The sequence below is a fragment of the Leptothrix discophora genome (genome assembly GCF_030705305.1).
Taxonomy (GTDB): Bacteria; Pseudomonadota; Gammaproteobacteria; order Burkholderiales; family Burkholderiaceae_C; genus Sphaerotilus; species Sphaerotilus discophorus.
Genome location: NZ_JAUZEE010000012.1, coordinates 70,946 through 93,468 on the forward strand (window position 1 = coordinate 70,946; position 22,523 = coordinate 93,468).

Here is a 22,523-nt window from a genome sequence, read left to right on the forward strand (position 1 = left end):
CGCCGACCCTCGCAGAATCCAGCACGGCACCGAGTCCACCGTTCCCGATCCTTGAAGGAGTTTTCACGATGCAAACCCGCCGCGAGATGCTCGGCCGCAGTGCCGCTGTCGCCGCCATGCTGGGCAGCCTGGGCATGCTGCCCCAGGTCGCCCAGGCCGCCTATGCCAGCGCCGCCTTCGACGCCAAGACCATGGCCGACGTCATGAAGGCGCTCGGCACCGGCACGCCGGTCGAGAGCAAGGACGTGGCGCTGCAGGCGCCCGACATCGCCGAGAACGGCGCGGTCGTGCCGCTGGGCTGCTCGACCGCGCTGCCGGGCGTCAAGCGCCTGCTGCTGCTGGTCGAGAAGAACCCGTCGATGCTGTGCGCGATGTTCGACATCACCGACGCGATCGACGCCAACGTCAACACCCGCGTGAAGATGGGCCAGTCGTCCAACGTCTTCGCGGTCGCCCTGATGGGCGACGGCAAGGTGCTGTACGCGGTCAAGGAAGTGAAGGTCACGCTGGGTGGCTGCGGCGGCTGAACGGCCCCGCTTCCATCCCCGACCTGACCCACGACCACCCTTCATTGCACAGCAATCCAGGAGCATTCCCATGGCAGATCCGATGCGCATCCGCGCACAAGCCGCCGGCGACAAGGCCACCGTCCGTGTCCTGATGAGCCACGAGATGGAAACCGGTCAGCGCAAGGACGCGGCCGGCAAGGTCATTCCCGCCTGGTTCATCCAGGAAGTCAGCGCGGCACTCAACGGCAAGGTCGTCATGACCGCGCAGTGGGGCCCGGCCGTTGCCAAGAACCCCTTCCTGCAGTTCAGCATCAAGGGCGCCAAGGCCGGTGACAAGGTCGCCGTCAGCTGGGTCGACAACCGCGGCGACAAGCGCACCGACGAGGTCACGGTGTCCTGAGCGGACGCCCGCTGCCGCATCCGGTGACCGAGGAGACCCCGATGAAGAACACGACCCGCCGCCTCGCGGCTGCCTGGGGCCTGATGGCCCTGGCAGGCGCCGCAGCGACGATGCCTGCCATGGCGCAGAAATCCGCCGCTGACGGCATTGCCGAGTACCGCAAGATGCTCGAGGACGGCAACCCCGCCGAGCTGTTCGAGGCCAAGGGCGAGGACCTCTGGAAGCAGAAGCGCGGCCCGAAGAACGCGACGCTCGAGGCCTGTGACCTCGGCAAGGGTCCGGGCGTCGTCAAGGGTGCCTTCGTCGAGCTGCCGCGCTTCTTCGCCGACACCGGACGCGTGCAGGACCTCGAGACCCGGCTGGTGACCTGCATGGCCACGCTGCAGGGCTTCAGCGCCGACGAGATCAGCCAGACCGCCTTCGGCCGCGGCGAGATGGCCAACGTCACCGCGCTGGCGACCTGGATCGCGTCCGAATCCCGCCAGCAGCGCTTCAACCTGCCGACCGGCCATCCGGAGGAGAAGCGCATGTACGAGCTGGGCAAGCGCGCCTTCTTCTACCGCGGCGGTTCGCATGACTTCGCCTGTGCGACCTGCCATGGCGTCGAGGGTCAGCGCATCCGCCTGCAGGACCTGCCCAACCTGACCAAGAACCCCGGTGACGGGGTCGGCTACGCGGCCTGGCCGGCCTACCGCGTCAGCAACGGCCAGATGTGGAGCATGCAGCTGCGCCTGAACGACTGCTTCCGCCAGCAGCGTTTTCCGTATCCGGGCTTTGGCTCGGATGTGACCGTCGCGCTGTCGTCCTACATGGGCATCAATGCCAAGGGCGCGGTCTCGATCGCCCCGTCGATCAAGCGCTGAGCGCAGGAGCGTCCGAGATGAAGAAGATCAGCAACCGGCCGTTCGCCGCCATGACGCTGGCCGTCGTCGGCCTCTCAGGCTGCGCCACCGGCCCGAGCCCGGCCGAGCTGGACCGGCAGGCTACCGCGATGATGAAGGCCTCGTTCCGCGACCAGGGCATCGCCAAGGTCGACCGGCTCGACCAGGATCCGGCCAACGAGGCCTGCTCCCAGGCCGGTGCCGGCACGCCGCCGGAGGCGCTGGTCAAGGCGATCGAGGCCAGCAACCTCGCCACCGTCAAGGCGCCGTCCGACGGTCGCTTCCTCGGCGACTGGAAGGCCGGCGAACGACTGGCGCAAAGCGGTCGTGGCATGACCTGGACCGACCCGACGACCGAGGCCAAGGACAACGGCGGCAATTGCTACAACTGCCACCAGATCAGCAAGGAGGAGATCTCCTACGGCACGATCGGTCCCAGCCTCTACCAGTACGGCAAGCTTCGTGGGGTGAGCGATCCGGCCAGCGCCGATGCCCGCCCGATCGTCGAGTACACCTGGGGCAAGCTGTGGAACGCACGGGCCTACAACGCCTGTTCGCAGATGCCGCGCTTCGGACACAAGGCCCTGCTCGACGAGCGGCAGCTCAAGGACCTGATGGCGCTGCTGCTGGATCCGAAGTCGCCGGTCAACCAGTGACCTGACCGACCGGGGCAGCCACGGCCCTGAACGCCCCTGATCGTCCTCGACGCCCGCGCAGCGCACCACCTGACGCGGGCGTCGTTCCATTCAAGACATCACTGATTGCTGATTCATGAATCTCTCCAAGCGCGAATTCCTCCAGGTGCTCGGTGCGGCCTCGGCAGCGGGCATGGCACTGGGCACGCATGCCGACGCGGATGCCGCCACGGCACAGCAGGGCCTGTACGACGTCAAGCCCTTCGGCAACGTGAGCTTCCTGCACATGACCGACTGCCATGCGCAGCTGCTGCCCATCCACTTCCGCGAGCCCAGCGTCAACCTCGGCATCGGCGCGATGCAGGGCCAGCCGCCGCACCTGGTCGGCGAGCACCTGCTGCGGCGCATGGGCGTGCGTCCGGGCACGCCGCTGGCCCACGGCTACACCTTCCTCGACTTCGAGCGCGCGGCCCGTCGCTACGGCAAGGTCGGCGGCTTCGCGCAGCTGCGCACGCTGGTCAGGCAGCTGAGGTCGCAGCGTCCGGGTGCGCTGCTGCTCGATGGGGGCGACACCTGGCAGGGCTCGGCGACGTCGCTGTGGACGGGTGCCCAGGACATGGTCGATGCCTGCAAGCTGCTCGGCGTGGACGTCATGACCGGCCACTGGGAGTTCACCTATGGCATGGAGCGGGTCAAGGAGATCATCGACAAGGATTTCGAGGGCCGCATCGACTTCGTGGCCCAGAACGTCAAGACCAACGACTTCGGCGACCCGGTCTTCAAGCCCTACGTGATCCGTCCGATCAACGGCGTGCCCTGCGCCGTCATCGGCCAGGCCTTTCCCTACACGCCGATCGCCAACCCGCGCTACATGGTGGCCGACTGGAGCTTCGGCATCCAGGACGAGAACATGCAGGCCATGGTCGACGAGGCCCGCGGCAAGGGCGCCCAGGTCGTCGTCGTGCTCAGCCACAACGGCATGGACGTCGACCTGAAGATGGCCAGCCGGGTGCGCGGCATCGACGCCATCTTCGGCGGCCACACCCACGACGGCGTGCCCCTGGCGATCCCGGTGAAGAACGCCGGCGGGACGACGCTGGTCACCAACGCCGGCTCGAACGGCAAGTTCCTCGGCGTGATGGACTTCGACGTCCAGGGCGGCAAGGTCAGCGACTTCCGCTACCGCCTGCTGCCGGTGTTCTCCAACCAGATCCAGGCCGATCCGGAGATGGCCGCGCTGATCACGAAGATCCGCGCGCCCCACGAGGCCCGGCTGGCCGAGAAGCTCGCCGTGACCGACGGCCTGCTCTACCGGCGCGGCAACTTCAACGGCAGCTGGGACCAGCTGATCTGCGATGCGCTGATGGACGTGCAGGGCGCCGAGATCGCCTTCTCGCCCGGCTTCCGCTGGGGCACCACGCTGCTGCCGGGCCAGGCCATCACGCGCGAGCTGCTGATGGACCAGCTCGCGACGACGTATTCCTATGCCACCGTCACCCAGATGACCGGCGAGATGCTCAAGACGGTGCTGGAGGACGTCTGCGACAACCTCTTCAACCCCGACCCCTACTACCAGCAGGGCGGTGACATGGTCCGCGTGGGCGGCCTGAGCTACAGCTGCACCCCGCACGAGAGGATGGGCCATCGCATTGGCGACATGCGCCTGAACGGCAAGCCCGTCGAGGCCGGCAAGACCTACAAGGTCGCCGGCTGGGCGCCGGTCGCCGAAGAGGCCCGCAGCGCCGGCAACCCGCAGGTCTGGGACGTCGTGGAGACCTGGCTCAAGCGCCAGGGCGGACAGGTGAAGGCGCGCCGCGTCAACACGCCGCGCCTGATCGGCGTCCAGGGCAATCCCGGCCTGGCATGAGCCGGATGCCGGCCGCGCCTCACGGGCGGGCGTAGCTCGCGCCGAGGTCCGGGTCCGTGACCTCGGCGGCGGTCGGCGTCTGCAGGGCCTCCTCGCGGCGGTCGACCAGCCAGTCGGTCAGGCTGGCGCTGGACCACATCGCCAGCAGCGTGAGCCACGACGTCAGCGTGTAGACCGAGGCACCCGAGACGCCCGCGCCGACCGCGCAGCCGCCGGCCAGCATGCCGCCGAAGCCCATCAGGAAGGCACCGGCGATGTAGCGTCGCATGGCCTGCCCCCCCTGGAAGCCCTCCAGCTTCAGCTCGCGCCACAGCAGTGCGCTGATGAAGGCACCGATGGCCACGCCCGGCACCAGGCCGAGGTCGAACTTCAGCGCCTGGCCGGGTGGCGAGAGCACCAGCATTAGCGTGTCGGCCGCCGGCCCGGTGAAGGACAGGCTCTGCACCGGCACGATCAGGTCGAAGGCCGACCGGGACATCCACCCGGTGCCGAGCCAGGCCAGCGCCACCAGCACGCCCACGCCGACCGCGCCGAACCAGCCCCAGAAGCGGACCTGCTGGCGCCGGCCCCAGACCAGCGCGGCGGCCAGCCACAAGGCGCCGAAGGCGATGCCGCCGCCATGCCCGAGGCCGCTGATGGCCAGGACGTCGCGGGCCGCGCCGCCGTCGACGGTCCACCAGCCGGCGATGGCCAGGCGCAGCGGCGACAGCACGCCGGTCAGCGCGGCCTGCGCGCTCACCGCGAAGACGAGGCCCGACAACAGCGCCCGCAGGTTGCCCTGCGCGGCCAGCACCAGCAGCCGGCTCGAACAGCCCCGGGCGAGGATCATCCCGGCACCGAACATCGCCCCGCCGATGGCCGCGCCCGACAGGCTGCCGCGGGCCGACAGCTGGCGCGCCCCGCTGACGTCCAGCCAGCCCGCGACGATGAACAGCTGCGTCAGCAGCACCGCCGTCGAGAAGGTGTAGAGCCAGACGGTGAGCTTGCCCTCGCGGGTGCCGCGGGCGAACTCGATCACCGCCGAGCGCAGGCAGAAGCGCGATCGATGGGCGAAGAAGCCGAACAGCACGCCGATCACGGCGCCCAGCGCCGCGATCGCGTGTTCCTCGCCCAGCCAGGCCAGCAGCGCGTCGATCGGCATGATTGAATCAGTGAATACGAATATTCAGATCATCTGCCGCAGCCGACCGGGCTGCCTTGACCTGGGTCACGTCAGCATGTCTGCCCAGATGTTGCGGGCCCAGGCGTTGGCGAAGCTGGCTTCCAGCTCGTTGCGGGCGTCGGACACGCCGCCCGAGCCGCCGATCGTGAAGAAGCTCTTCTTCGGTGCCTGGTACTCGTGCACGCTGGCGACGTGGATGACGTGGGTGTCGTCGACGAAGCTCATGCAGACGTTGGTCAGCATCGGGTGCGGGTTGGGGTCGTAGCCCTGCAGCTCGGCGACGATGGCCGCTGCCGTCACCTTGGCATGCGAGTTGGCCATGTGGCCGGACTTGGGCATGCCCTGCGCGACCTGGATCGCGTCGCCGATGACGTGGATGTCCTTGGCCGCCGTCGACTCGAAGTTCAGGAAGTGCGTGTGGCACCAGCGACCGTTGGCGTTGGCCAGGCCGGTCTGGACCGCCAGCGCACCGGCACGCATCACCGGCAGCACGTTCAGCACGTCGGCCCTGACGTCGTCCTGCACGTCGAACCGGACCGTGCGCGTGGCACCGTCGACCGACGTCGCGGTGTGCTGCGGGCGGTACTCGACGCGGTCGCCGTACAGCTCCTTCCAGGCCTTCTTGAACAGCGGGCCCTTGGAGGTGACGTCCTGGTTGGCGTCGAGGATCAGCACCTTCGATCGCGGCTTGTGCCGCTTGAAGTAGGACGCGATCACGCTGGCCCGTTCATAGGGTCCGGGCGGGCAGCGGTAGGGTGCCTCGGGGATCACGATGGCGTAGACACCGCCGTCGCGCATGTCCATCAGCTGCCGGCGCAGCGAGACCGTCTCGGGGCCGGCCTTCCAGGCGTGCAGGATCTGGCCCGCCGCATGGGCCTCCTGCAGGCCGGCGATGCGGTCCCACATGAAGTCGATGCCCGGCGACATCACCAGCTTGTCGTAGGCGAGGCTGCCGCCGCCGGCCAGCGTGACGGTCTTCTTCACCGGATCGACCGCGCTGGCCAGGTCGTGCACGATGCGCACGCCGTGCCGGTCGCTCAGGCCGACGTAGGGGTTGGTGATGTCGGCCAGGGTGCGCTGGCCGCTCAGCACCAGGTTGGAGATCGGGCAGGACACGAACTGGCGGTTCGGCTCGACCAGGGTCACCGAGATGCGCTGGTCCGACAGCAGCCGGATGTACTTGGCGACCGTGGCACCGCCGTAGCCGCCGCCGATCACGACCACCTGGGCCTTGGAGGCGGCGTTGCTGCCGCCCAGCGAGGCACAGCCCGACAGGCCCAGCGCACCACCGGCGAGCAGGCCCTGCAACAGGCGCCGCCGGTGTGCCTGGGGCAGCGGTCCATCGGTCGGGTTCATCGTGTCCATGGGGTTCTCCGGGCGCTTGCTCACTTCAGGCCTCCGAAATAGGTGGCCAGCGATTCGAGCTGTTCCTGCGAATAGCCCTTGGTGATCTGGTGCATGATCGTTGCGGGTCGCTGGCCGCTGCGGAAGGCCATCAGCTGGGTCAGCAGGTAGTCGGCCGGGAGGCCGGCGAGCCGGATCGTGGCCTCGCCTTCGACCGCGCGGCCGTCGGTGCCGTGGCAATGGGCGCAGGTGGCGGCCAGGGCACGCAGCCTGAGGGCTTCGGGCGCCGGCCGACCGGTCGGCTGGGCCACCGCCGTCAGCGTGGACAGGGCCAGCAGCAGGCCGGCCAGGACGCCCGCTGGCGTCGGGTTGGGGGATCGGGGCATCAGGCTTCCTTCTTGGCAACGCGGAACACGGACAGCCGGAACCTCTGGTCGATCCGTGATTGACCCGGGTGCCGTCGCGCTGTAGTGTTCCGAATATCACTACATACGGATTTAGTGGTTTTCCTGGGCATGCCAACGGAGCAACAGACCATGAATCTCAAGCAACTCGTCAGGTTCGCGCCAAGCTGGTGTGCGCGTGGTGGGCGTGCCGCCGGGCTTGCGCTGGCGGGTGCCTGCCTGTCGCTGGGCGTGCGGGCCGCCGCGCCCGACATGCCGCTGCAAGCCGTCGCCGATCGGGTCTGGTTCGTCCAGGGCGAGTCGGCGATGGGCTCGTCGGCCAACCAGAACTTCATCTCCAACGCGGGCGTCGTGCTGACCGATGCGGGCGTGGTCGTGATCGACGCCCTTGGCTCACCCGCGCTGGCGCAGCGGCTGATCGACCGGATCCGTGAGGTCACGCCGCTGCCCATCCACACCGTCATCGTGACCCACTACCACGCCGACCACATCTACGGCCTCCAGGTGTTCCGGCAGGCCGGCGCCCGGCTGGTGGCCCATGCCCGCTCGCGCGACTACATCGGCTCGGACACGGCCGAGCGACGTCTGGCCGCCAGCCGCGACGAGCTGTTCCCGTGGATCGACGAGCACACCCGCGTCGAGTCGCCCGACCTCTGGCTGGGCGAGGGCGGCCATGACGAGGACGTCACGCTGCGCATCGGCGGCACCGACTTCGTGGTGCGCCACGCCGGTCCGGCCCACACGCCGGAGGACCTGATCGTCTCGGTGCCCGCGCGCGGCGTGCTGTTCAGCGGTGACCTGGTGTTCCGCCAGCGCGTGCCCTACGTCGGCGTGGCCGACAGCCGGGCCTGGATCGCCGCGCTCGACCGCATGCTGGCCTTCGATCCGAAGGTCGTCGTGCCGGGCCACGGGCCGGTCTCCAGCGAACCGCGCCGCGACCTCGCCACGACGCGCGACTACCTCGACCACCTGCGGGAGGCCATGGCCGAGGCGGCCCGCAACATGGAGCCCTTCGACGAGGCCTATGCACGGGTGAACTGGGCCCGTTTTGAGAAACTCCCGCTGTTCACTGCGGTCAACCGCATGAACGCCTACAACACCTACCTGCTGATGGAGCAGGAGGCCCGCTGATCCCGATGGCCGCCCATGTCGATCCTGTCCAACGCCCGACCCCCTGCCGACCGCCGTGAGAGCCTGCGCCTGGCCGCCGCGGCGCTGCTGGCCGGTGTGCTGCCCAGGCTGCATGCCGCGCCGGTCGCCCGTGGCGAGGCGGTGACCTGGCCCGGCGTGACGCTGGTCGACGGTCGTCGCGTCGAGGCGGCCGACCTGCAGGGTGTCGCCACGGTGGTGGTGTTCTTCGACACCGGATGCGCCTACTGCAAGCGTCACAACCCGCGCATGGACCGGCTGGTGCGCCAGCATCCGGACGCGCCGCTGCGCGTCATCCTCGCCGCGCACGACCGGGCGGTGGAGCCGGTGCGCGACTACCGGGCCCGGCTGGCCCCGTCGCTCGACGCCACGCTGGATGCCGCATCGCTGCACGCCGCGCTCAGCGAACGCCGGGTCGTGCCGCTGACCTGCGTCATCGACCGGGCTGGCGTGCTGCGCGAGGTCATCCCCGGCGAGATGTCCGAGGACGACGTGATGGGCCTGATCCGCTGGGCCCGGACCTGAACGGCCACCGATGAGTCGGCACCTCCTGGCCCTCGTTCCGGCCCTCGTTCCGGCCCTGTGGCTGGCCTGCCTGACCGCCCCGGTCCATGCCCTGAAGCCCGCCGCAACTCTCGCGCCCTCCTCACCCTCCGCCCCCTGGCGCGACTGCGAGGCCGTGCACTGCCCCTGGCTGGTGAGCCTGCCGGCCGGCAGCTTCGTGATGGGATCGCCCGTGACCGAGCCCGCCCGCCTGGTCGCCGAGGGCCCGCAGCGCCGCGTCAAGGTCAACGCCTACGCGATCGGCCAGCACGAGGTCACCTTCGCCCAGTGGGATGCCTGCGTCGCCGCCGGGGGCTGTCCGGCGCAACCGAAGGACCAGGGCTGGGGCCGCGGCGATCGGCCGGTCATCCACATCGACTTCGAGCGCGCCGGGCGCTTCGTCGCCTGGCTGTCGCGCATCACCGGCCATCGCTACCGCCTGCCCAGCGAGGCGGAGTGGGAGCACGCCGCCCGCGCCGGCACGGCCACGCCCTTCGGGCTGGGCGAGCGCATCGATCCTTCCATCGTCAACATGGCCGGCGGCTTCACCTACAACGGCAGCAAGCCCGGCATCGACCGCCAGCGCACCTTGCCGGTCGGCAGCCTGCCGGCCAATGCCTGGGGCCTGCACGACATGCATGGCAACGTGCTGGAGTGGACCGCCGACTGCTGGCACGAGGACTACCGCGGTGCCCCGAAGGACACGCGGGCCTGGCTGACCGGCTGCGCCGAGCCCGACCGCCACGTCCTGCGCGGCGGCAGCTGGTACGACCGCGCCAGCGACCTGCGCTCGGCCTTCCGTGGCGGCGAGTACGTCGGCAACGAAGCGGCCACCGGCCTGCGGGTGGTGCGCGAGCTCGGGCGCTGAGGCGCCCACGCGCTGAGCTGTCGACGCGCCGACCCCGGTCAGGCCGCCGCCGCCGCTGCCGGTGGCGACTTGAGCGCCTCCAGCCAGCGCCGGTCGTGCTCGGCCAGGTGGTTCTCGGCGTGTTCGATCATGAAGTAGCGGAAGGCCTCGGCCGCCGGTGACAGCACCTTGCTCTGCAGGTGCACCACGTTCCAGGTCCGGATGATGGGCGTGTCGACCGCCGCGACGATCTCCAGCAGGCCGGCCTGCAACTCCAGGTGCAGCGTGTGCAGCGACAGGAAGCTCAGGCCCATGCCGGCCATCACCGCCTGCTTGATGGTCTCGTTGCTGGGCATCTCCATGGCGATGCGCGGCTCGACCCGCTGGGCGGTGAAGTAGCGGTCCATCAGCGCCCGGGTGCCCGAGGCGGCCTCGCGCGCGATCAGCGCATGGCTCGCCAGCGCCGAGGCTGGCGGGTGGCCCACGCGCAGGATCGGATGCCCCGGCGGCGCCACGAAGACGTGCGGATGGGCCGCGAAGGGCTCGGCCCGCGTCGCCAGCTCGCGCGGCGGCCGGCCCATGATGGCGAGGTCGCACTCGCCGTTCTCCAGCAGCGTGACCAGCATGTCGCGCCGGGGCGTGACCTGCAGGTGCAGGTCGACGCCGGGATGCTCCAGCCGGAAGTCGGCCAGCAGGCGCGGCACGAAGTACTTGGCGGTGCTGACCATGCCCACCGTCAGCAGTCCGTCCTCCAGCCGGCGCAGCCGGGCCATGGCGTCGTCGGCCTCCTTGAGCACGGCGAGCAGGCGGCGGGCGTAGACCAGGAAGTACTCGCCGGCCGTCGTCAGCACGACCTTGCGGCCCTGGCGGTCGAACACCGGCAGGCCCAGCATGGTCTCCATCTCGCGGATCTGCTGGGTGACGGCGGGCGGGGTGACGTGCAACTCGTCGGCGGCGCGGGCGAAGCTGCCCAGCCGGGTCACGGCGACGAAGGCACGCAGCTGGCGGATCGAGATATTGAGCAAACTTTTCCTTAGCTGACGGCAAACAAAACGCGAATTTACTGAAGTGTCGCGCATCCCTAACCTGCGGTCACGCCTTGTCGAACAGCTGTCCAACAGCCCGGCACAAGGCCCCGGACACCCCAGACCAGGAGACCTTCACCGTGAACACTGCAGTCGACACCGGCGTCATCACCGATGCCAAGAAGCGCTACAGCGCCGGCGTCCTCAAGTACCGCCAGATGGGCTACTGGGATGCCGACTACGTGCCCAAGGACACCGACACGCTGTGCCTGTTCCGCATCACGCCGCAGGACGGCGTCGACCCGGTCGAGGCTGCCGCCGCCGTGGCCGGCGAGTCGTCCACCGCGACCTGGACGGTGGTCTGGACCGACCGCCTGACCGCCTGCGACAGCTACCGCGCCAAGGCCTACAAGGTCGAGCCGGTGCCGGGCCGGCCGGGCGAGTTCTTCGCCTGGGTCGCCTACGACATCATCCTGTTCGAGGAAGGCTCGATCGCCAACATCACCGCCAGCCTGATCGGCAACGTCTTCAGCTTCAAGCCGCTGAAGGCCGCCCGGCTGGAGGACATCCGCATGCCGGTGGCGCTGGTCAAGACCTTCAAGGGCCCACCGACCGGTCTGGTGGTCGAGCGCGAGCGGCTCGACAAGTTCGGCCGGCCGCTGCTGGGTGCGACCACCAAGCCCAAGCTCGGCCTGTCCGGCCGCAACTACGGCCGCGTGATCTACGAGGGCCTGAAGGGCGGCCTCGACTTCATGAAGGACGACGAGAACATCAACTCGCAGCCCTTCATGCACTGGCGTGATCGCTTCCTCTACGTGATGGACGGCGTCAACAAGGCCAGCGCCGCAACCGGCGAGGTCAAGGGCAGCTACCTGAACGTGACCGGCGCGACGATGGAAGACATCTACGAGCGCGCCGAGTTCGCCAAGGAGCTGGGCTCGGTGGTCATCATGGTCGACCTGATCATTGGCTGGAGCGCCATCCAGTCGATCGCCAACTGGGCCCGCAAGCACGACATGATCGTGCACATGCACCGCGCCGGCCACGGCACCTACACGCGGCAGAAGAACCACGGCGTGTCCTTCCGCGTCATGGCCAAGTGGCTGCGCCTGGCCGGCGTCGACCACCTGCACACCGGCACGGCGGTCGGCAAGCTCGAAGGCGATCCGATGACGGTGCAGGGCTACTACAACGTCTGCCGCGACTCGTACACGAGGCAGGACCTGCCGCGCGGCCTGTTCTTCGACCAGGACTGGTGCGACATGAAGAAGGTCATGCCGGTGGCCTCCGGCGGCATCCACGCCGGCCAGATGCACCAGCTGATCGACCTGTTCGGCGACGACGTCATCCTGCAGTTCGGCGGCGGCACGATCGGCCACCCGGCCGGCATCCAGGCCGGCGCGGTCGCCAACCGCGTCGCGCTGGAATGCATGGTCAAGGCCCGCAACGAGGGCCGCGACATCAAGGTCGAAGGCCCCGAGATCCTGCGCAAGGCAGCGCAGTTCTGCACCCCGCTGAAGCAGGCGCTCGATACCTGGGGCGAGATCAGCTTCAACTACGCCAGCACCGACACCAGCGACTACGCGGTGACCGCGAGCCCCCAGGCTTGACGCTCACGCGTCTGCGCCACCCCCCGAGGGGGCTCACGCAAGGACCGGCAAAGCCGGATCCGTGCGTGCCGTGTTCGCTCAACCGCATTCGAGGACTTTCATCATGATGACGAATCCGACCGGCCGGCTCACGCAGGGCCAGTTTTCCTTCCTGCCCGACCTGACCGACGACGAGATCGCGATGCAGATCCAGTACGGCCTCGACAAGGGCTATGCCTGGAGCGTCGAGTACACCGACGACCCGCACCCGCGCAACACCTACTGGGAGATGTTCGGCATGCCGATGTTCGACCTGCAGGACGCCGCCGGCGTGATGCTCGAACTGCAGCAGTGCCGGTCCACGTTCCCGAAGCACTACATCCGCCTGATGGCCTTCGACTCGACCCGCGGCATCGAGTCGATCACGATGAGCTTCATCGTCAACCGGCCACCGGCCGAGGCCGGCTTCGGCCTGGTGCGCCAGGAGATCGGCGGCCGCTCGATCCGCTACACCGTGCACAGCTATGCCACGGATCGCCCCGAAGCCCAGCGGTACTGACGAGGCGGGCCTCGCCCGGAGATGTCGATGAACACGCCCCTCTACGCGATCCCCGGCCAGCGCGCACCGCAGGCCGAGGCACCTGCGCCGACGCCCGTCGTCGCGGCGGATGCCGACCCTCTGGCCTGTGCCCGCAGCGTTGCCGAGGTGCTGGCGCACAGCCAGGTCGAGGAGGTCATGGACCTGCTTGACCGCGACCTGGTCGGCCTCGCGCCGGTCAAGCAGCGCATCCGCGACATCGCCGCGCTGCTGGTGATCGACCGGCTGCGTCGCAACCTGGGGCTGACCTCGCAGGCGCCCGGGACGCCGCAGGGCCGCTCCCAAGGCGGCCCTTCCCCCTCGGGGGGCATGGGGGCCAACATTTCGCTGCACATGTGCTTCACCGGCAACCCGGGCACGGGCAAGACGACCGTGGCGATGCGCATGGCGGAGATCCTCCAGCGCCTGGGCCACTGCCGCAAGGGCCACCTGGTCGCGGTGACGCGCGACGACCTGGTCGGCCAGTACATCGGCCACACGGCACCGAAGACCAAGGAAGTGCTGAAGAAGGCGATGGGCGGCGTGCTCTTCATCGACGAGGCGTACTACCTCTACCGGCCGGAGAACGAGCGCGACTACGGCCAGGAGGCCATCGAGATCCTGCTGCAGGTGATGGAGAACCAGCGCGACGACCTGGTCGTGATCCTCGCCGGCTACAAGGACCGCATGGACACCTTCTTCCAGTCCAACCCGGGCCTGAGCTCGCGCATCGCGCATCACCTGGACTTCCCCGACTACAGCGTCGACGAGCTGCTGCGCATCAGCGGCCACATGCTGGAAGCGCAGCACTACCGCTGGGGCGAGGGCGCCCGCGAGGCCTTCGACCAGTACCTGCAGCGGCGCACCGCGCAGCCGCACTTCGCCAATGCCCGCAGCGTGCGCAACGCGCTGGACCGGGCCCGGCTGCGCCAGGCCAGCCGCCTGTTCGCCCAGCGCGACCGGGTGCTCGACGAGGCCGACCTGTGCACGCTGGAGGTGAGCGACATCCGCGCCAGCCGCGTGTTCGAGGCCCCGGCCTGAACGACGGCCCCTGCGACGGCACCCCGACCCCACGACAACAACGACCCCGAGGAGACCCGCCATGAGCCTGTCCAACCGTTCGACGCTGACGCAGTACCTGATCGAGCAGCGCCGCCGCTTCCCGTCCGCCAGCGGCGACCTCAACGCGCTGCTGCTGGAGGTGGCGCTGGCCTGCAAGTCGATCGCGCGGGCGGTGGCCTTCGGCGAGCTGGGGGGCGTGATGGGCGATCCCGGCGTGGATGCGGTGCAGGGCGGCGCGGTCAACGTGCAGGGCGAGGTGCAGAAGAAGCTCGACGTGCTCAGCAACGACGTCTTCGTGCGCATGAACGAGTGGGCCGGCCACCTCGCCGGCATGGCCTCCGAGGAGATGGAGGCGCCCGCGCAGATCCCCGCCCCGTACCCGCGTGGCAAGTACCTGCTGGTGTTCGACCCGCTGGATGGCTCCAGCAACATCGACGTCAACGTGTCGGTCGGCAGCGTGTTCTCGATCCTGCGCGCGCCGGAGGACGTCATCGAGTCCGGCCGCGACGTGGTCGAGGCCGACTTCCTGCAGCCCGGCGCGGCCCAGGTCGCCGCCGGCTACGCGATCTACGGTCCGACCACCATGCTGGTGCTGAGCGTGGGCAACGGCGTGGCCGGCTTCACGCTGCACCCCAACCTCGGCGAGTTCGTGCTGACGCACCCGGACATCCAGGTGCCGCCGGACACGCGCGAGTTCGCGATCAACGCGTCCAACAGCCGCTTCTGGGAGCCGCCGGTCAAGCGCTACGTCGACGAATGCCTGGCCGGCGCGACGGGCCCGCGCGGCAAGGACTTCAACATGCGCTGGATCGCCAGCATGGTGGCCGAGGCCCACCGCATCCTGATGCGCGGCGGCGTCTTCATGTACCCGCGCGACACCAAGGACCCGAGCAAGCCCGGCCGGCTGCGCCTGCTCTACGAGGCCAACCCGATCGGCTTCATCATGGAACAGGCCGGCGGCCGTGCCTCGACCGGCCGCCAGCCGGTGCTGGGCGTCAAGCCCACGGGGCTGCACCAGCGCATCGGCCTGGTCTTCGGCTCGCGCCACGAGGTCGAGCGCATCGAGCGCTACCACCACGAGCCGGTCAAGAACGACTTCAACACGCCGCTGTTCGCCGAGCGCTCGCTCTTCAGGAATTGAACCCCCCCAGGGGGGCGCCGCTGGCGGTCTGGCGGAGCCAGTCCCGCGGCGGCCGCTTGAGAAGACCCGCCAGGCAAGTCACGTTTCAGATCCACGGAGTCCAGCATGTCCGAACGCCATCCCATCATCGCCATCACCGGCTCGTCCGGTGCCGGCACGACGTCCGTGACACGGACCTTCGAGAACATCTTCCGCCGCGAGAAGGTCACCGCCGCCGTCATCGAGGGCGACAGCTTCCACCGCTACGACCGGCTCGAGATGAAGAAGCGCCAGGCCGAGGCCGAGCGCGATGGCAACCGCAACTTCAGCCACTTCGGGCCGGAGAACAACCTCTTCGCCGAGCTGGAGCAGCTGTTCCGCGCCTACGGCGAGACCGGCACCGGCATGCGCCGCAAGTACCTGCACGATGCCGAGGAAGCCGCGCCCTACCAGCAGAACCCCGGCACCTTCACGCCCTGGGAGGAACTCCCGCGTGGCACCGACCTGCTGTTCTACGAGGGCCTGCACGGCGCGGTCGTGACGCCCGAGGTCGACATCGCCCGCCACCCGGACCTGCTGATCGGCGTGGTGCCGGTGATCAACCTGGAGTGGATCCAGAAGCTCTGGCGCGACAAGAAGCAGCGCGGCTACAGCACCGAGGCGGTGACCGACACCATCCTGCGCCGCATGCCCGACTACGTGAACTACATCTGCCCGCAGTTCGCCCACACCCACGTGAACTTCCAGCGCGTGCCCTGCGTCGACACCAGCAACCCCTTCATCGCCCGCGACATCCCGTCGCCGGACGAGAGCATCTGCGTGATCCGCTTCGCCAACCCCAAGGGCATCGACTTCCCCTACCTGCTCAACATGATCAACGACAGCTTCATGTCGCGCGCCAACACCGTCGTGGTGCCGGGCGGCAAGATGGAGCTGGCCATGCAGCTGATCTTCACGCCCTTCATCTGGCGAATGATGGAGCGCAAGCGGCGCTTGATCGAGTGAATGAGTGAAGCCCCCGGCTGCGGGGTACCGCAGCCACCCCCCGAGGGGGTGCGGACGGCTTGGGGCGGCCCGGCGCTCGTCCGCAAGAGCCCCCGGCTGCGGGGTAGCGCAGCCACCCCCCCCGCCGAATCCTTCCCTCTCGTCTTGCCGATGCGCGCGGTGCTCCCCGTGCGCCGGCTCCATCACGTCCGTCGATCTGGAACCTGCACGCATGAACGCCCCACTGAACCTCACCACCGACATGGCCAACGCGCTGCGTGCGCTGGCCATGGATGCCGTCCAGAAGGCCAACTCCGGCCACCCCGGTGCGCCGATGGGCATGGCCGAGATGGCCGTCGCGCTGTGGGGCCGGCACCTGCGCGTCAACCCGGCCGATCCGGGCTGGCCGGACCGCGACCGCTTCGTGCTGTCCAACGGCCATGCGTCGATGCTGCTCTACGCGCTGCTGCACCTGAGCGGCCATGCGCTGACGATCGACGACCTGAAGGCCTTCCGCCAGCTGCACAGCCGCACGCCCGGCCATCCGGAGGTCGGCCTGACACCGGGCGTCGAGACCACGACCGGCCCGCTCGGCCAGGGCCTGGCCAACGCGGTCGGCATGGCGCTGGCCGAGAAGCTGCTCGCGCAGGCCTTCAACCGGCCCGGCCACGACATCGTCGACCACCGCACCTACGTCTTCCTGGGCGACGGCTGCCTGATGGAGGGCATCAGCCAGGAGGCCATCTCGCTGGCCGGCGTCTGGGGCCTGAACAAGCTGGTCGCGCTCTACGACGACAACGGCATCTCGATCGACGGCCCCGTGCAGGGCTGGTTCGCCGACGACACCGCGCTGCGCTTCAAGGCCTGCGGCTGGAACGTCATCGGCACGGTCGATGGTCATGATGTGGCGGCGCTGGATGCGGCCATCGCGCAGGCCCGCCGCAGCGCCGAGCGGCCGACGCTGATCGTCTGCAAGACCCGCATCGGCCAGGGTTCGCCCACGCGTGCCGGCACCGCCAAGGCCCACGGCGAGCCGCTCGGTGCCGAGGAGATCGCCGCCACCCGCGCGGCGATCGGCTGGCCGCATGCGCCCTTCGAGATCCCCGAGACCGTGCGCCGCGCCTGGGACCTGCGCGAGCGCGGCGCCGCGCTGCAGCGCGACTGGACCGCGCGGCTGGCGGCCTACCGCACGGCCCATCCGGCGCTGGCCGACGAGTTCGAGCGCCGCCTGTCCGGCCGCCGCCCGATCGACTTCGAGGACGTCGTCTTCAAGACCCTGACCCACTTCGCGCGCCACGGCGAGACGGTCGCCAGCCGCAAGGCCTCGCAGCAGGTGCTGGCCGCGCTGGGCCCGGCCCTGCCCGAGCTGATCGGCGGCAGCGCCGACCTGACCGGCTCCAACCTGACCGACTTCCCCGGCTCGGGCGCGGTCAAGGGCGGCAGCTTCGACGGTCGCCACGTCCACTACGGCGTGCGCGAGTTCGGCATGGCCGCCGCGATGAACGGCCTGGCGCTGCACGGTGGCTTCATCCCCTATGGCGGCACCTTCCTGACCTTCAGCGACTACAGCCGCAATGCCATCCGCATGGCCGCGCTGATGAAGCAGCAGGTCATCCACGTCTTCACGCACGACTCGATCGGGCTGGGCGAGGACGGCCCGACCCACCAGCCGGTCGAGCATGCGGCCTCGCTGCGGCTGATCCCGCACCTGGACGTCTGGCGGCCCGGCGACGCGACCGAGACGGCCGTCGCCTGGGCTCACGCGCTGAGCCAGCGCGACCGCCCGAGTGCGCTGCTGCTGAGCCGCCAGAACCTGCCGGCCCAGGCCCGCACGCCCGAGCAGGTGGCCGAGGCGCACCGCGGTGCCTACGTGCTGAGCGACCGCGACGACGCCCGCGCCGTGCTGATCGCCAGCGGCTCCGAGCTGGGCCTGGCGATGAGCGCACAGCAGCAGCTCGATGCGCTGGGCCTGCCGGTGCGGGTGGTCTCCATGCCGTCCAGCAGCGTGTTCGACCGCCAGGACGCGCGCTGGCAGCAGGCCGTGCTGGGCGATGAACGGCTGCCGCGCTTCGGCGTCGAGGCCGGCATCTCGCGCTTCTGGCGCCAGTACGGCTGCGTCGACGCGCTCGGCGTGGACCACTTCGGCGAGTCCGGCCCCGGCCCGTCCGTCTATGCGCACTTCGGCCTGACCGTCGAGGCGCTGGTCACGCGGGTGCAGGCCTGGCTGACGGCGGCTGCCTGACGCGGCCTGAAGCCGCCTGACGCCGCCTGGAACCGCCCTGAATGCGCCGGATGGCCGATCCACACGAGGAGTCCTTGCCATGTCCCAGCCAGAATGGATGCCCGATGCCGTCACCTTCGACCTCGACGGCACGCTGGTCGACACCGCCGGCGAGATCGCCGCGGCGGTCAACGCGACGCTGGCCGAGTTCGACGTCGAGGCCCGGCCGCAGGCCGAGATCACCGCGCTGATCGGCGACGGCCTGCGCGCGCTGATGCTGCGGCTGATGGCGCAGCTGCTGCTGGCCCGGCCCAGCCTGGCCGAACGGCTGCAACCCGATGCCGCGCTGGCCAGCCTGGAGCGCCACTACGCGCTGCGCGTGGGCGCCAGCGCACGGGCCTATCCCGGTGCGGCCAGCACCTTGCAGGCGCTGCGCGCGGCCGGCGTGCCCACCGGCTGCGTCACCAACAAGGACGGCCGCCATGCCCGCATGCTGCTGGAGGCGACCGGGCTGATCGAGCACCTCGACCTGGTCATCGCCGGCGACACGCTGCCGCAGCGCAAGCCGCATCCGAGCGTGCTGCGCAGCGCGGCGGCGCGGCTGGGCGTCGCGCCGCACCGGCTCGCCCACGTCGGCGACTCGCGCACCGACCTGCAGGCCGCCCGCAACGCCGGTGCGGCCGACTGGGCCGTGCCGCATGGCTACAACGGCGGCGAGCCGATCGAGGCGGCCGCGCCGGGCCGGCTGTTCGACGACCTCGGCGCGGTCGCCGCCCACGTGCTGGCGCTGCGCGGCCACCGGCTGGCGGCCTGAGCCTGGCGGTCCCTTCCTCTGCCCGAACTGCTTCTTCTGCTGAACCACGGAGCGCCGACATGGCCCTGATCTCGCTGCGACAACTGCTCGACCACGCCGCCGAACACGGCTACGGCGTGCCCGCCTTCAACGTCAACAACATGGAGCAGATCCACTCGATCATGCAAGCCGCGCAGGCCACCCGCAGCCCGGTGATCCTGCAGGCCTCGGCAGGGGCGCGGAAGTACGCCGGCGAGGCCTACCTGCGCCACCTCGTGCTGGCCGCGATCGAGACCCATCCGGACATCCCCGTCGTGCTGCACCAGGACCACGGCGCGTCGCCGGCGGTGTGCGTGCAGGCGATCCGCTCGGGCTTCTCCAGCGTGATGATGGACGGCTCGCTGCGCGAGGACGCCAAGACGCCGGCGAGCTACGACGACAACGTGCAGGTCACGGCCGACGTCTGCCGCATCGCCCATGCGGTGGGCGTGTCGGTCGAGGGTGAGCTCGGTTGCCTGGGCTCGCTGGAGACCGGCGCGGCCGGCGAGGAGGACGGCGTCGGCGCCGCGGGCAAGCTCAGCCACGACCAGATGCTGACCGACCCGACCGAGGCGCGCGACTTCGTCGCCCGCACCGGCGTCGACGCGCTGGCCATCGCCATCGGCACCAGCCACGGCGCCTACAAGTTCACCCGCCAGCCGACCGGCGACATCCTGGCGATCGACCGCATCGCGGCCATCCATGCGGCGGTGCCCGACACCCACCTCGTGATGCACGGCTCGTCGAGCGTGCCGCAGGAATGGCTGGCGCTGATCCGCCAGTACGGCGGCGACATCGGCGAGACCTACGGCGTTCCGGTCGAGGAGATCGTGCGCGGCATCCGCAGCGGCGTGCGCAAGGTCAACATCGACACCGACATCCGCCTGGCCATGACCGGCGCGATGCGCCAGACCTTCGCGCAGCAGCCCGCCGAGTTCGACCCGCGCAAGGCGCTGCAGGCGGCCACGCAGGCCGCGCGCGGCATCTGCGAGGCCCGCTTCAGGGCCTTCGGCTGCGAAGGCCAGGCCGAGCGCATCCGGCCGGTCCCGCTCGACCGCATGGTCGCGCGCTACCGCTGAGGCCGTCCGGCGATGCGCGGGCTGCGCGCCTTGCTGTGGGACGTCGACGGCACGCTGGCCGAGACCGAGCGTGACGGCCACCTCGTCGCCTTCAACCTCGCCTTCGCGGCGCTCGGGCTGCCCTGGCGCTGGGACGAGGCCCGCTATGCCGGCCTGCTGCGTGTGACCGGCGGGCGCGAGCGGCTGTTGCGCGACATGGCCGACCGAGCCGACGCCCCGGCCGATCCGGCCGGCCGCGAGGCGCTGGCGCGCGAGCTGCACCGCATCAAGAACCTGCGCTATGCCGAACAGGTCGATGCCGGCCTGGTCCAGCCGCGTCCGGGCGTGCTGCGCCTGATCGCCGAGGCCCGCGCGGCCGGCGCGCGCCAGGCGATCGTGACGACCACCAGCCGCGCCAACGTCGATGCGCTGCTGGCCCGCATGCTCGGGCCCGACTGGCGCGACACCTTCACGGCCTGCGTCTGCGGCGAGGACGTCGAGCGCAAGAAGCCCGACCCGCAGGCGCACCGGCTGGCGTTGGCGCAGCTGGGCCTGGGTGCCGACCCGCGGCACGAGGCGCTGGCGCTGGAGGACAGCGAGGTCGGCCTGCAGGCGGCCGATGCCGCCGGGCTGGCGGTGCTGCTGACGCCGAGCGTGTTCTTCCCGGCCACACCGGACAGCCGGGCGCGGGCCTGGGCCTGCTGTGCCGACCTGGCGCAGGGCGGCGCGATGTTTTCGGGGGCAGTGAGCTGGGCCGGCCTGTGCGAACAGGCCGGCCGCAGGGCACTGCGGAGAGGCGCCTGAGGCCCGAGCGATCGGCCCGGCGTCATCTCGTTGGCACGGCAGGACGTCCGAGGCGGCGTCCTGCCGTTTTTTTGTCGGCCCGGTGGCGGGCGTGGCTTGCCGGCCGGGGGGCGCAGCGGCAAAGTCCGCAGTCCTTGCCGGAGCCTGTCCATGCCCTTGAGCTGCACCCCGTCCCGCACCCCGTCCCGCACCCCGTCCCGCACCCCGTGCCGCATCACCCGCAGCCTGGCCGCCGCCGCACTCGTGGCCGGCTCGGTCGGCCTGTTCGCGGGCGCACAACCCTTGCTGGCGCAGGGCATCGACATCTACCGCGATGCCGACCTGGCCCTGGGCGAGAAGCTCATCCGCGAGAGCCAGTGCGATGCCTGCCATGCCCGGCAGGTCGGGGGCGATGGCAGCGACATGTACAACCCGAAGGGCCGCATCTCGACGCCAGGCGCCTTGCGCGGCATGGTCGAGTACTGCAACACCGAGCTGAACCTGGGTTTCTTCCCCGAGGAGGTCACGGCGATCGCGGCGGTGCTGCAGCGCGATCACTACCGCTTCAAGTGAGCCGGGCGCTGGGGATGCATCAGTCCAGATGCATAAAATGATGCACCGATGTCCCACTCCAAGGCCTTCCTCATGGCTGACAGCCCCCGCGACGAAAGCGATGCCGTCTTCGACTCCGTGGCCGAGCTGTTCTCGCTGCTGTCCACGCCGATCCGGCTGAAGATCATCAGCTCGCTGTGCCACGGCGAGAAGAACGTGTCCCAGCTGCTGGAGGACATCGACACCACCCAGCCCAACATGTCGCAGCACCTGTCGACGCTCTACCGCGCCGGCGTGCTCGGCAAGCGCCGCGACAGCACCCAGATCTACTACCGGCTGCAGAGCGAGCGCGTCGCCACGCTGTGCCGGGCGGTCTGCAACCAGGTCGCCACCGAGATGGACCCGCAGGTGCAGCTGCCCGTGTCGGACCGGCTGCTGCCGGCCGCGCCGCGCTGAGACCGCGCGGCCAGGGCGCTCAGCGGACCTTGGCGAGCAGGGTCTGCATGTCGTCGAGCATGCCTTCGAGCACCGGTGTCTGCTGCTCGGTCATGCCCAGGCGCTGGGTCAGCTCCTGCTGCATGAAGCACACCGTCATGCGGACATAGGCGCTGTCCAGCGCCTTGCGCACCGCCGCCATCTGGCTGGCGATGTCCATGCAGGACTCACCCGACTCGATCATCCGCTGGATGCCGCGCAGCTGGCCTTCGGCCCGCTTCAGGCGGTTCAGCAGGTCGGTCCTGGCACCTTCATCCTGAAGTTGGGCCATGGCGCAGTCCTCCGTTCCGTTCAGTTCGTGTTCAAGGTCGGCCATTGTCCATGCTCCCGAAAGCGTGGCGTCGTCACGACCGTGTCACCCGTCTCGGACAGGGGCTGTGCGTGGACCGACGGCCGGCTGACCCTCCGCCGCCAGCGGGCTCACCACCGGCGCCGGGCGGCCGGCTTCGGGCACAGTACGTGCTCGGTCTGCCGACGTTGAACC

The 22,523-nt window shown here is 70.0% G+C and carries 24 protein-coding genes; 19 read left to right on the forward strand and 5 right to left on the reverse strand.

Translation table 11 applies throughout. The features are described 5' to 3' along the window. Window positions 1-68: 68 nt before the first annotated feature. The 5 genes from soxY to soxB all read left to right on the forward strand — a co-directional run bounded on the left by soxY (window position 69) and on the right by soxB (window position 4,292). Window positions 69-527: a thiosulfate oxidation carrier protein SoxY gene (gene soxY, locus Q8X39_RS17990; protein WP_305751073.1), complete on the forward strand. Its 459-nt coding sequence runs from the start codon at window positions 69-71 to the stop codon at window positions 525-527. Window positions 528-597: 70 nt separating this feature from the next. Beyond that, window positions 598-909, forward strand: a complete 312-nt coding sequence (gene soxZ / locus Q8X39_RS17995) for a thiosulfate oxidation carrier complex protein SoxZ (RefSeq protein WP_305751074.1) — start codon at window positions 598-600, stop codon at window positions 907-909. A 41-nt stretch (window positions 910-950) separates the two neighbouring features. Continuing rightward, a complete protein-coding gene (soxA, locus tag Q8X39_RS18000) occupies window positions 951-1,772 on the forward strand; it encodes a sulfur oxidation c-type cytochrome SoxA (protein WP_305751075.1) in 822 nt (273 codons plus the stop codon). A gap of 17 nt (window positions 1,773-1,789) precedes the next feature. Beyond that, complete coding sequence (gene soxX / locus Q8X39_RS18005) at window positions 1,790-2,446, forward strand: sulfur oxidation c-type cytochrome SoxX (protein ID WP_305751076.1); 657 nt, start codon at window positions 1,790-1,792, stop codon at window positions 2,444-2,446. A 115-nt stretch (window positions 2,447-2,561) separates the two neighbouring features. Beyond that, window positions 2,562-4,292 (forward strand): thiosulfohydrolase SoxB, encoded by a 1,731-nt coding sequence (gene soxB / locus Q8X39_RS18010; protein WP_305751077.1) that lies wholly within the window; start codon window positions 2,562-2,564, stop codon window positions 4,290-4,292. Between the two features lie 19 nt (window positions 4,293-4,311). On the opposite strand, the gene Q8X39_RS18015 is transcribed toward soxB, so the two are convergent. The 3 genes from Q8X39_RS18015 to Q8X39_RS18025 all read right to left on the reverse strand — a co-directional run bounded on the left by Q8X39_RS18015 (window position 4,312) and on the right by Q8X39_RS18025 (window position 7,184). Continuing rightward, window positions 4,312-5,433: a YeeE/YedE family protein gene (locus Q8X39_RS18015; protein WP_305751078.1), complete on the reverse strand. Its 1,122-nt coding sequence runs from the start codon at window positions 5,431-5,433 to the stop codon at window positions 4,312-4,314. 66 nt (window positions 5,434-5,499) lie between these two features. Further along, complete coding sequence (locus Q8X39_RS18020) at window positions 5,500-6,810, reverse strand: FCSD flavin-binding domain-containing protein (RefSeq protein ID WP_407068031.1); 1,311 nt, start codon at window positions 6,808-6,810, stop codon at window positions 5,500-5,502. 29 nt (window positions 6,811-6,839) lie between these two features. Further along, window positions 6,840-7,184, reverse strand: a complete 345-nt coding sequence (locus tag Q8X39_RS18025; protein WP_305751080.1) for a c-type cytochrome — start codon at window positions 7,182-7,184, stop codon at window positions 6,840-6,842. Window positions 7,185-7,334: 150 nt separating this feature from the next. Between Q8X39_RS18025 and Q8X39_RS18030 the strand changes: the two genes are divergently transcribed. The 3 genes from Q8X39_RS18030 to Q8X39_RS18040 are packed head-to-tail and all read left to right on the forward strand — an operon-like array spanning window position 7,335 to window position 9,762. Beyond that, window positions 7,335-8,333 carry an MBL fold metallo-hydrolase gene (locus Q8X39_RS18030; RefSeq protein WP_407068030.1) on the forward strand — a complete coding sequence of 333 codons (999 nt, stop codon included), beginning with the start codon at window positions 7,335-7,337 and terminating at the stop codon, window positions 8,331-8,333. A 15-nt stretch (window positions 8,334-8,348) separates the two neighbouring features. Next, window positions 8,349-8,876 (forward strand): TlpA disulfide reductase family protein, encoded by a 528-nt coding sequence (locus tag Q8X39_RS18035; RefSeq protein WP_305751081.1) that lies wholly within the window; start codon window positions 8,349-8,351, stop codon window positions 8,874-8,876. Between the two features lie 10 nt (window positions 8,877-8,886). Continuing rightward, a complete protein-coding gene (locus Q8X39_RS18040) occupies window positions 8,887-9,762 on the forward strand; it encodes a formylglycine-generating enzyme family protein (protein ID WP_305751082.1) in 876 nt (291 codons plus the stop codon). Window positions 9,763-9,800: 38 nt separating this feature from the next. Here the strand turns inward: Q8X39_RS18040 and Q8X39_RS18045 are convergent, their stop codons facing one another. After that, window positions 9,801-10,766: a LysR family transcriptional regulator gene (locus Q8X39_RS18045; RefSeq protein WP_305751083.1), complete on the reverse strand. Its 966-nt coding sequence runs from the start codon at window positions 10,764-10,766 to the stop codon at window positions 9,801-9,803. Between the two features lie 140 nt (window positions 10,767-10,906). Between Q8X39_RS18045 and Q8X39_RS18050 the strand changes: the two genes are divergently transcribed. From Q8X39_RS18050 to Q8X39_RS18100, 11 genes are all read left to right on the forward strand, one after another. Then, a complete protein-coding gene (locus tag Q8X39_RS18050; protein WP_305751084.1) occupies window positions 10,907-12,376 on the forward strand; it encodes a form I ribulose bisphosphate carboxylase large subunit in 1,470 nt (489 codons plus the stop codon). Window positions 12,377-12,479: 103 nt separating this feature from the next. Continuing rightward, window positions 12,480-12,914, forward strand: a complete 435-nt coding sequence (locus Q8X39_RS18055; RefSeq protein ID WP_305751085.1) for a ribulose bisphosphate carboxylase small subunit — start codon at window positions 12,480-12,482, stop codon at window positions 12,912-12,914. Window positions 12,915-12,941: 27 nt separating this feature from the next. Next, a complete protein-coding gene (cbbX, locus tag Q8X39_RS18060) occupies window positions 12,942-13,973 on the forward strand; it encodes a CbbX protein (protein ID WP_305751086.1) in 1,032 nt (343 codons plus the stop codon). A gap of 61 nt (window positions 13,974-14,034) precedes the next feature. Further along, on the forward strand, window positions 14,035-15,135 hold the full coding sequence (locus tag Q8X39_RS18065; protein WP_305751087.1) for a class 1 fructose-bisphosphatase: 1,101 nt from the start codon (window positions 14,035-14,037) through the stop codon (window positions 15,133-15,135). A 105-nt stretch (window positions 15,136-15,240) separates the two neighbouring features. Further along, on the forward strand, window positions 15,241-16,119 hold the full coding sequence (locus Q8X39_RS18070) for a phosphoribulokinase (protein WP_305751088.1): 879 nt from the start codon (window positions 15,241-15,243) through the stop codon (window positions 16,117-16,119). Window positions 16,120-16,330: 211 nt separating this feature from the next. After that, on the forward strand, window positions 16,331-18,340 hold the full coding sequence (gene tkt / locus Q8X39_RS18075) for a transketolase (RefSeq protein WP_305751089.1): 2,010 nt from the start codon (window positions 16,331-16,333) through the stop codon (window positions 18,338-18,340). 79 nt (window positions 18,341-18,419) lie between these two features. Further along, window positions 18,420-19,133: a phosphoglycolate phosphatase gene (gene gph, locus Q8X39_RS18080; protein WP_305751090.1), complete on the forward strand. Its 714-nt coding sequence runs from the start codon at window positions 18,420-18,422 to the stop codon at window positions 19,131-19,133. Window positions 19,134-19,192: 59 nt separating this feature from the next. Next, window positions 19,193-20,230 carry a class II fructose-bisphosphate aldolase gene (gene fba / locus Q8X39_RS18085; protein ID WP_305751091.1) on the forward strand — a complete coding sequence of 346 codons (1,038 nt, stop codon included), beginning with the start codon at window positions 19,193-19,195 and terminating at the stop codon, window positions 20,228-20,230. 12 nt (window positions 20,231-20,242) lie between these two features. Beyond that, on the forward strand, window positions 20,243-21,013 hold the full coding sequence (locus Q8X39_RS18090; RefSeq protein WP_305751092.1) for an HAD-IA family hydrolase: 771 nt from the start codon (window positions 20,243-20,245) through the stop codon (window positions 21,011-21,013). Between the two features lie 150 nt (window positions 21,014-21,163). Further along, the gene (locus Q8X39_RS18095) at window positions 21,164-21,565 is read left to right on the forward strand and encodes a hypothetical protein (protein WP_305751093.1); all 402 of its coding nucleotides are present in this window, start codon (window positions 21,164-21,166) and stop codon (window positions 21,563-21,565) included. A 72-nt stretch (window positions 21,566-21,637) separates the two neighbouring features. Next, entirely contained in the window at window positions 21,638-22,000 is a 363-nt protein-coding gene (locus tag Q8X39_RS18100) for an ArsR/SmtB family transcription factor (RefSeq protein WP_305751094.1), read from the forward strand. 19 nt (window positions 22,001-22,019) lie between these two features. Here Q8X39_RS18100 and Q8X39_RS18105 read toward each other — a convergent pair whose 3' ends face one another. Beyond that, window positions 22,020-22,310, reverse strand: a complete 291-nt coding sequence (locus Q8X39_RS18105) for a metal-sensing transcriptional repressor (RefSeq protein ID WP_305751095.1) — start codon at window positions 22,308-22,310, stop codon at window positions 22,020-22,022. Between the last annotated feature and the right edge of the window lie 213 nt (window positions 22,311-22,523).

Coding starts and splice junctions, on each gene's coding strand:
- soxY (WP_305751073.1), top strand. CDS start 69: ATGCAAACCCGCCGCGAGATGCTCGGCCGCAGTGCCGCTGTCGCCGCC.
- soxZ (WP_305751074.1), top strand. CDS start 598: ATGGCAGATCCGATGCGCATCCGCGCACAAGCCGCCGGCGACAAGGCC.
- soxA (WP_305751075.1), top strand. CDS start 951: ATGAAGAACACGACCCGCCGCCTCGCGGCTGCCTGGGGCCTGATGGCC.
- soxX (WP_305751076.1), top strand. CDS start 1,790: ATGAAGAAGATCAGCAACCGGCCGTTCGCCGCCATGACGCTGGCCGTC.
- soxB (WP_305751077.1), top strand. CDS start 2,562: ATGAATCTCTCCAAGCGCGAATTCCTCCAGGTGCTCGGTGCGGCCTCG.
- Q8X39_RS18015 (WP_305751078.1), bottom strand. CDS start 5,433: ATGCCGATCGACGCGCTGCTGGCCTGGCTGGGCGAGGAACACGCGATC.
- Q8X39_RS18020 (WP_407068031.1), bottom strand. CDS start 6,810: ATGAACCCGACCGATGGACCGCTGCCCCAGGCACACCGGCGGCGCCTG.
- Q8X39_RS18025 (WP_305751080.1), bottom strand. CDS start 7,184: ATGCCCCGATCCCCCAACCCGACGCCAGCGGGCGTCCTGGCCGGCCTG.
- Q8X39_RS18030 (WP_407068030.1), top strand. CDS start 7,335: ATGAATCTCAAGCAACTCGTCAGGTTCGCGCCAAGCTGGTGTGCGCGT.
- Q8X39_RS18035 (WP_305751081.1), top strand. CDS start 8,349: ATGTCGATCCTGTCCAACGCCCGACCCCCTGCCGACCGCCGTGAGAGC.
- Q8X39_RS18040 (WP_305751082.1), top strand. CDS start 8,887: ATGAGTCGGCACCTCCTGGCCCTCGTTCCGGCCCTCGTTCCGGCCCTG.
- Q8X39_RS18055 (WP_305751085.1), top strand. CDS start 12,480: ATGATGACGAATCCGACCGGCCGGCTCACGCAGGGCCAGTTTTCCTTC.
- cbbX (WP_305751086.1), top strand. CDS start 12,942: ATGAACACGCCCCTCTACGCGATCCCCGGCCAGCGCGCACCGCAGGCC.
- Q8X39_RS18065 (WP_305751087.1), top strand. CDS start 14,035: ATGAGCCTGTCCAACCGTTCGACGCTGACGCAGTACCTGATCGAGCAG.
- Q8X39_RS18070 (WP_305751088.1), top strand. CDS start 15,241: ATGTCCGAACGCCATCCCATCATCGCCATCACCGGCTCGTCCGGTGCC.
- tkt (WP_305751089.1), top strand. CDS start 16,331: ATGAACGCCCCACTGAACCTCACCACCGACATGGCCAACGCGCTGCGT.
- gph (WP_305751090.1), top strand. CDS start 18,420: ATGTCCCAGCCAGAATGGATGCCCGATGCCGTCACCTTCGACCTCGAC.
- fba (WP_305751091.1), top strand. CDS start 19,193: ATGGCCCTGATCTCGCTGCGACAACTGCTCGACCACGCCGCCGAACAC.
- Q8X39_RS18090 (WP_305751092.1), top strand. CDS start 20,243: ATGCGCGGGCTGCGCGCCTTGCTGTGGGACGTCGACGGCACGCTGGCC.
- Q8X39_RS18095 (WP_305751093.1), top strand. CDS start 21,164: ATGCCCTTGAGCTGCACCCCGTCCCGCACCCCGTCCCGCACCCCGTCC.
- Q8X39_RS18100 (WP_305751094.1), top strand. CDS start 21,638: ATGGCTGACAGCCCCCGCGACGAAAGCGATGCCGTCTTCGACTCCGTG.
- Q8X39_RS18105 (WP_305751095.1), bottom strand. CDS start 22,310: ATGGCCCAACTTCAGGATGAAGGTGCCAGGACCGACCTGCTGAACCGC.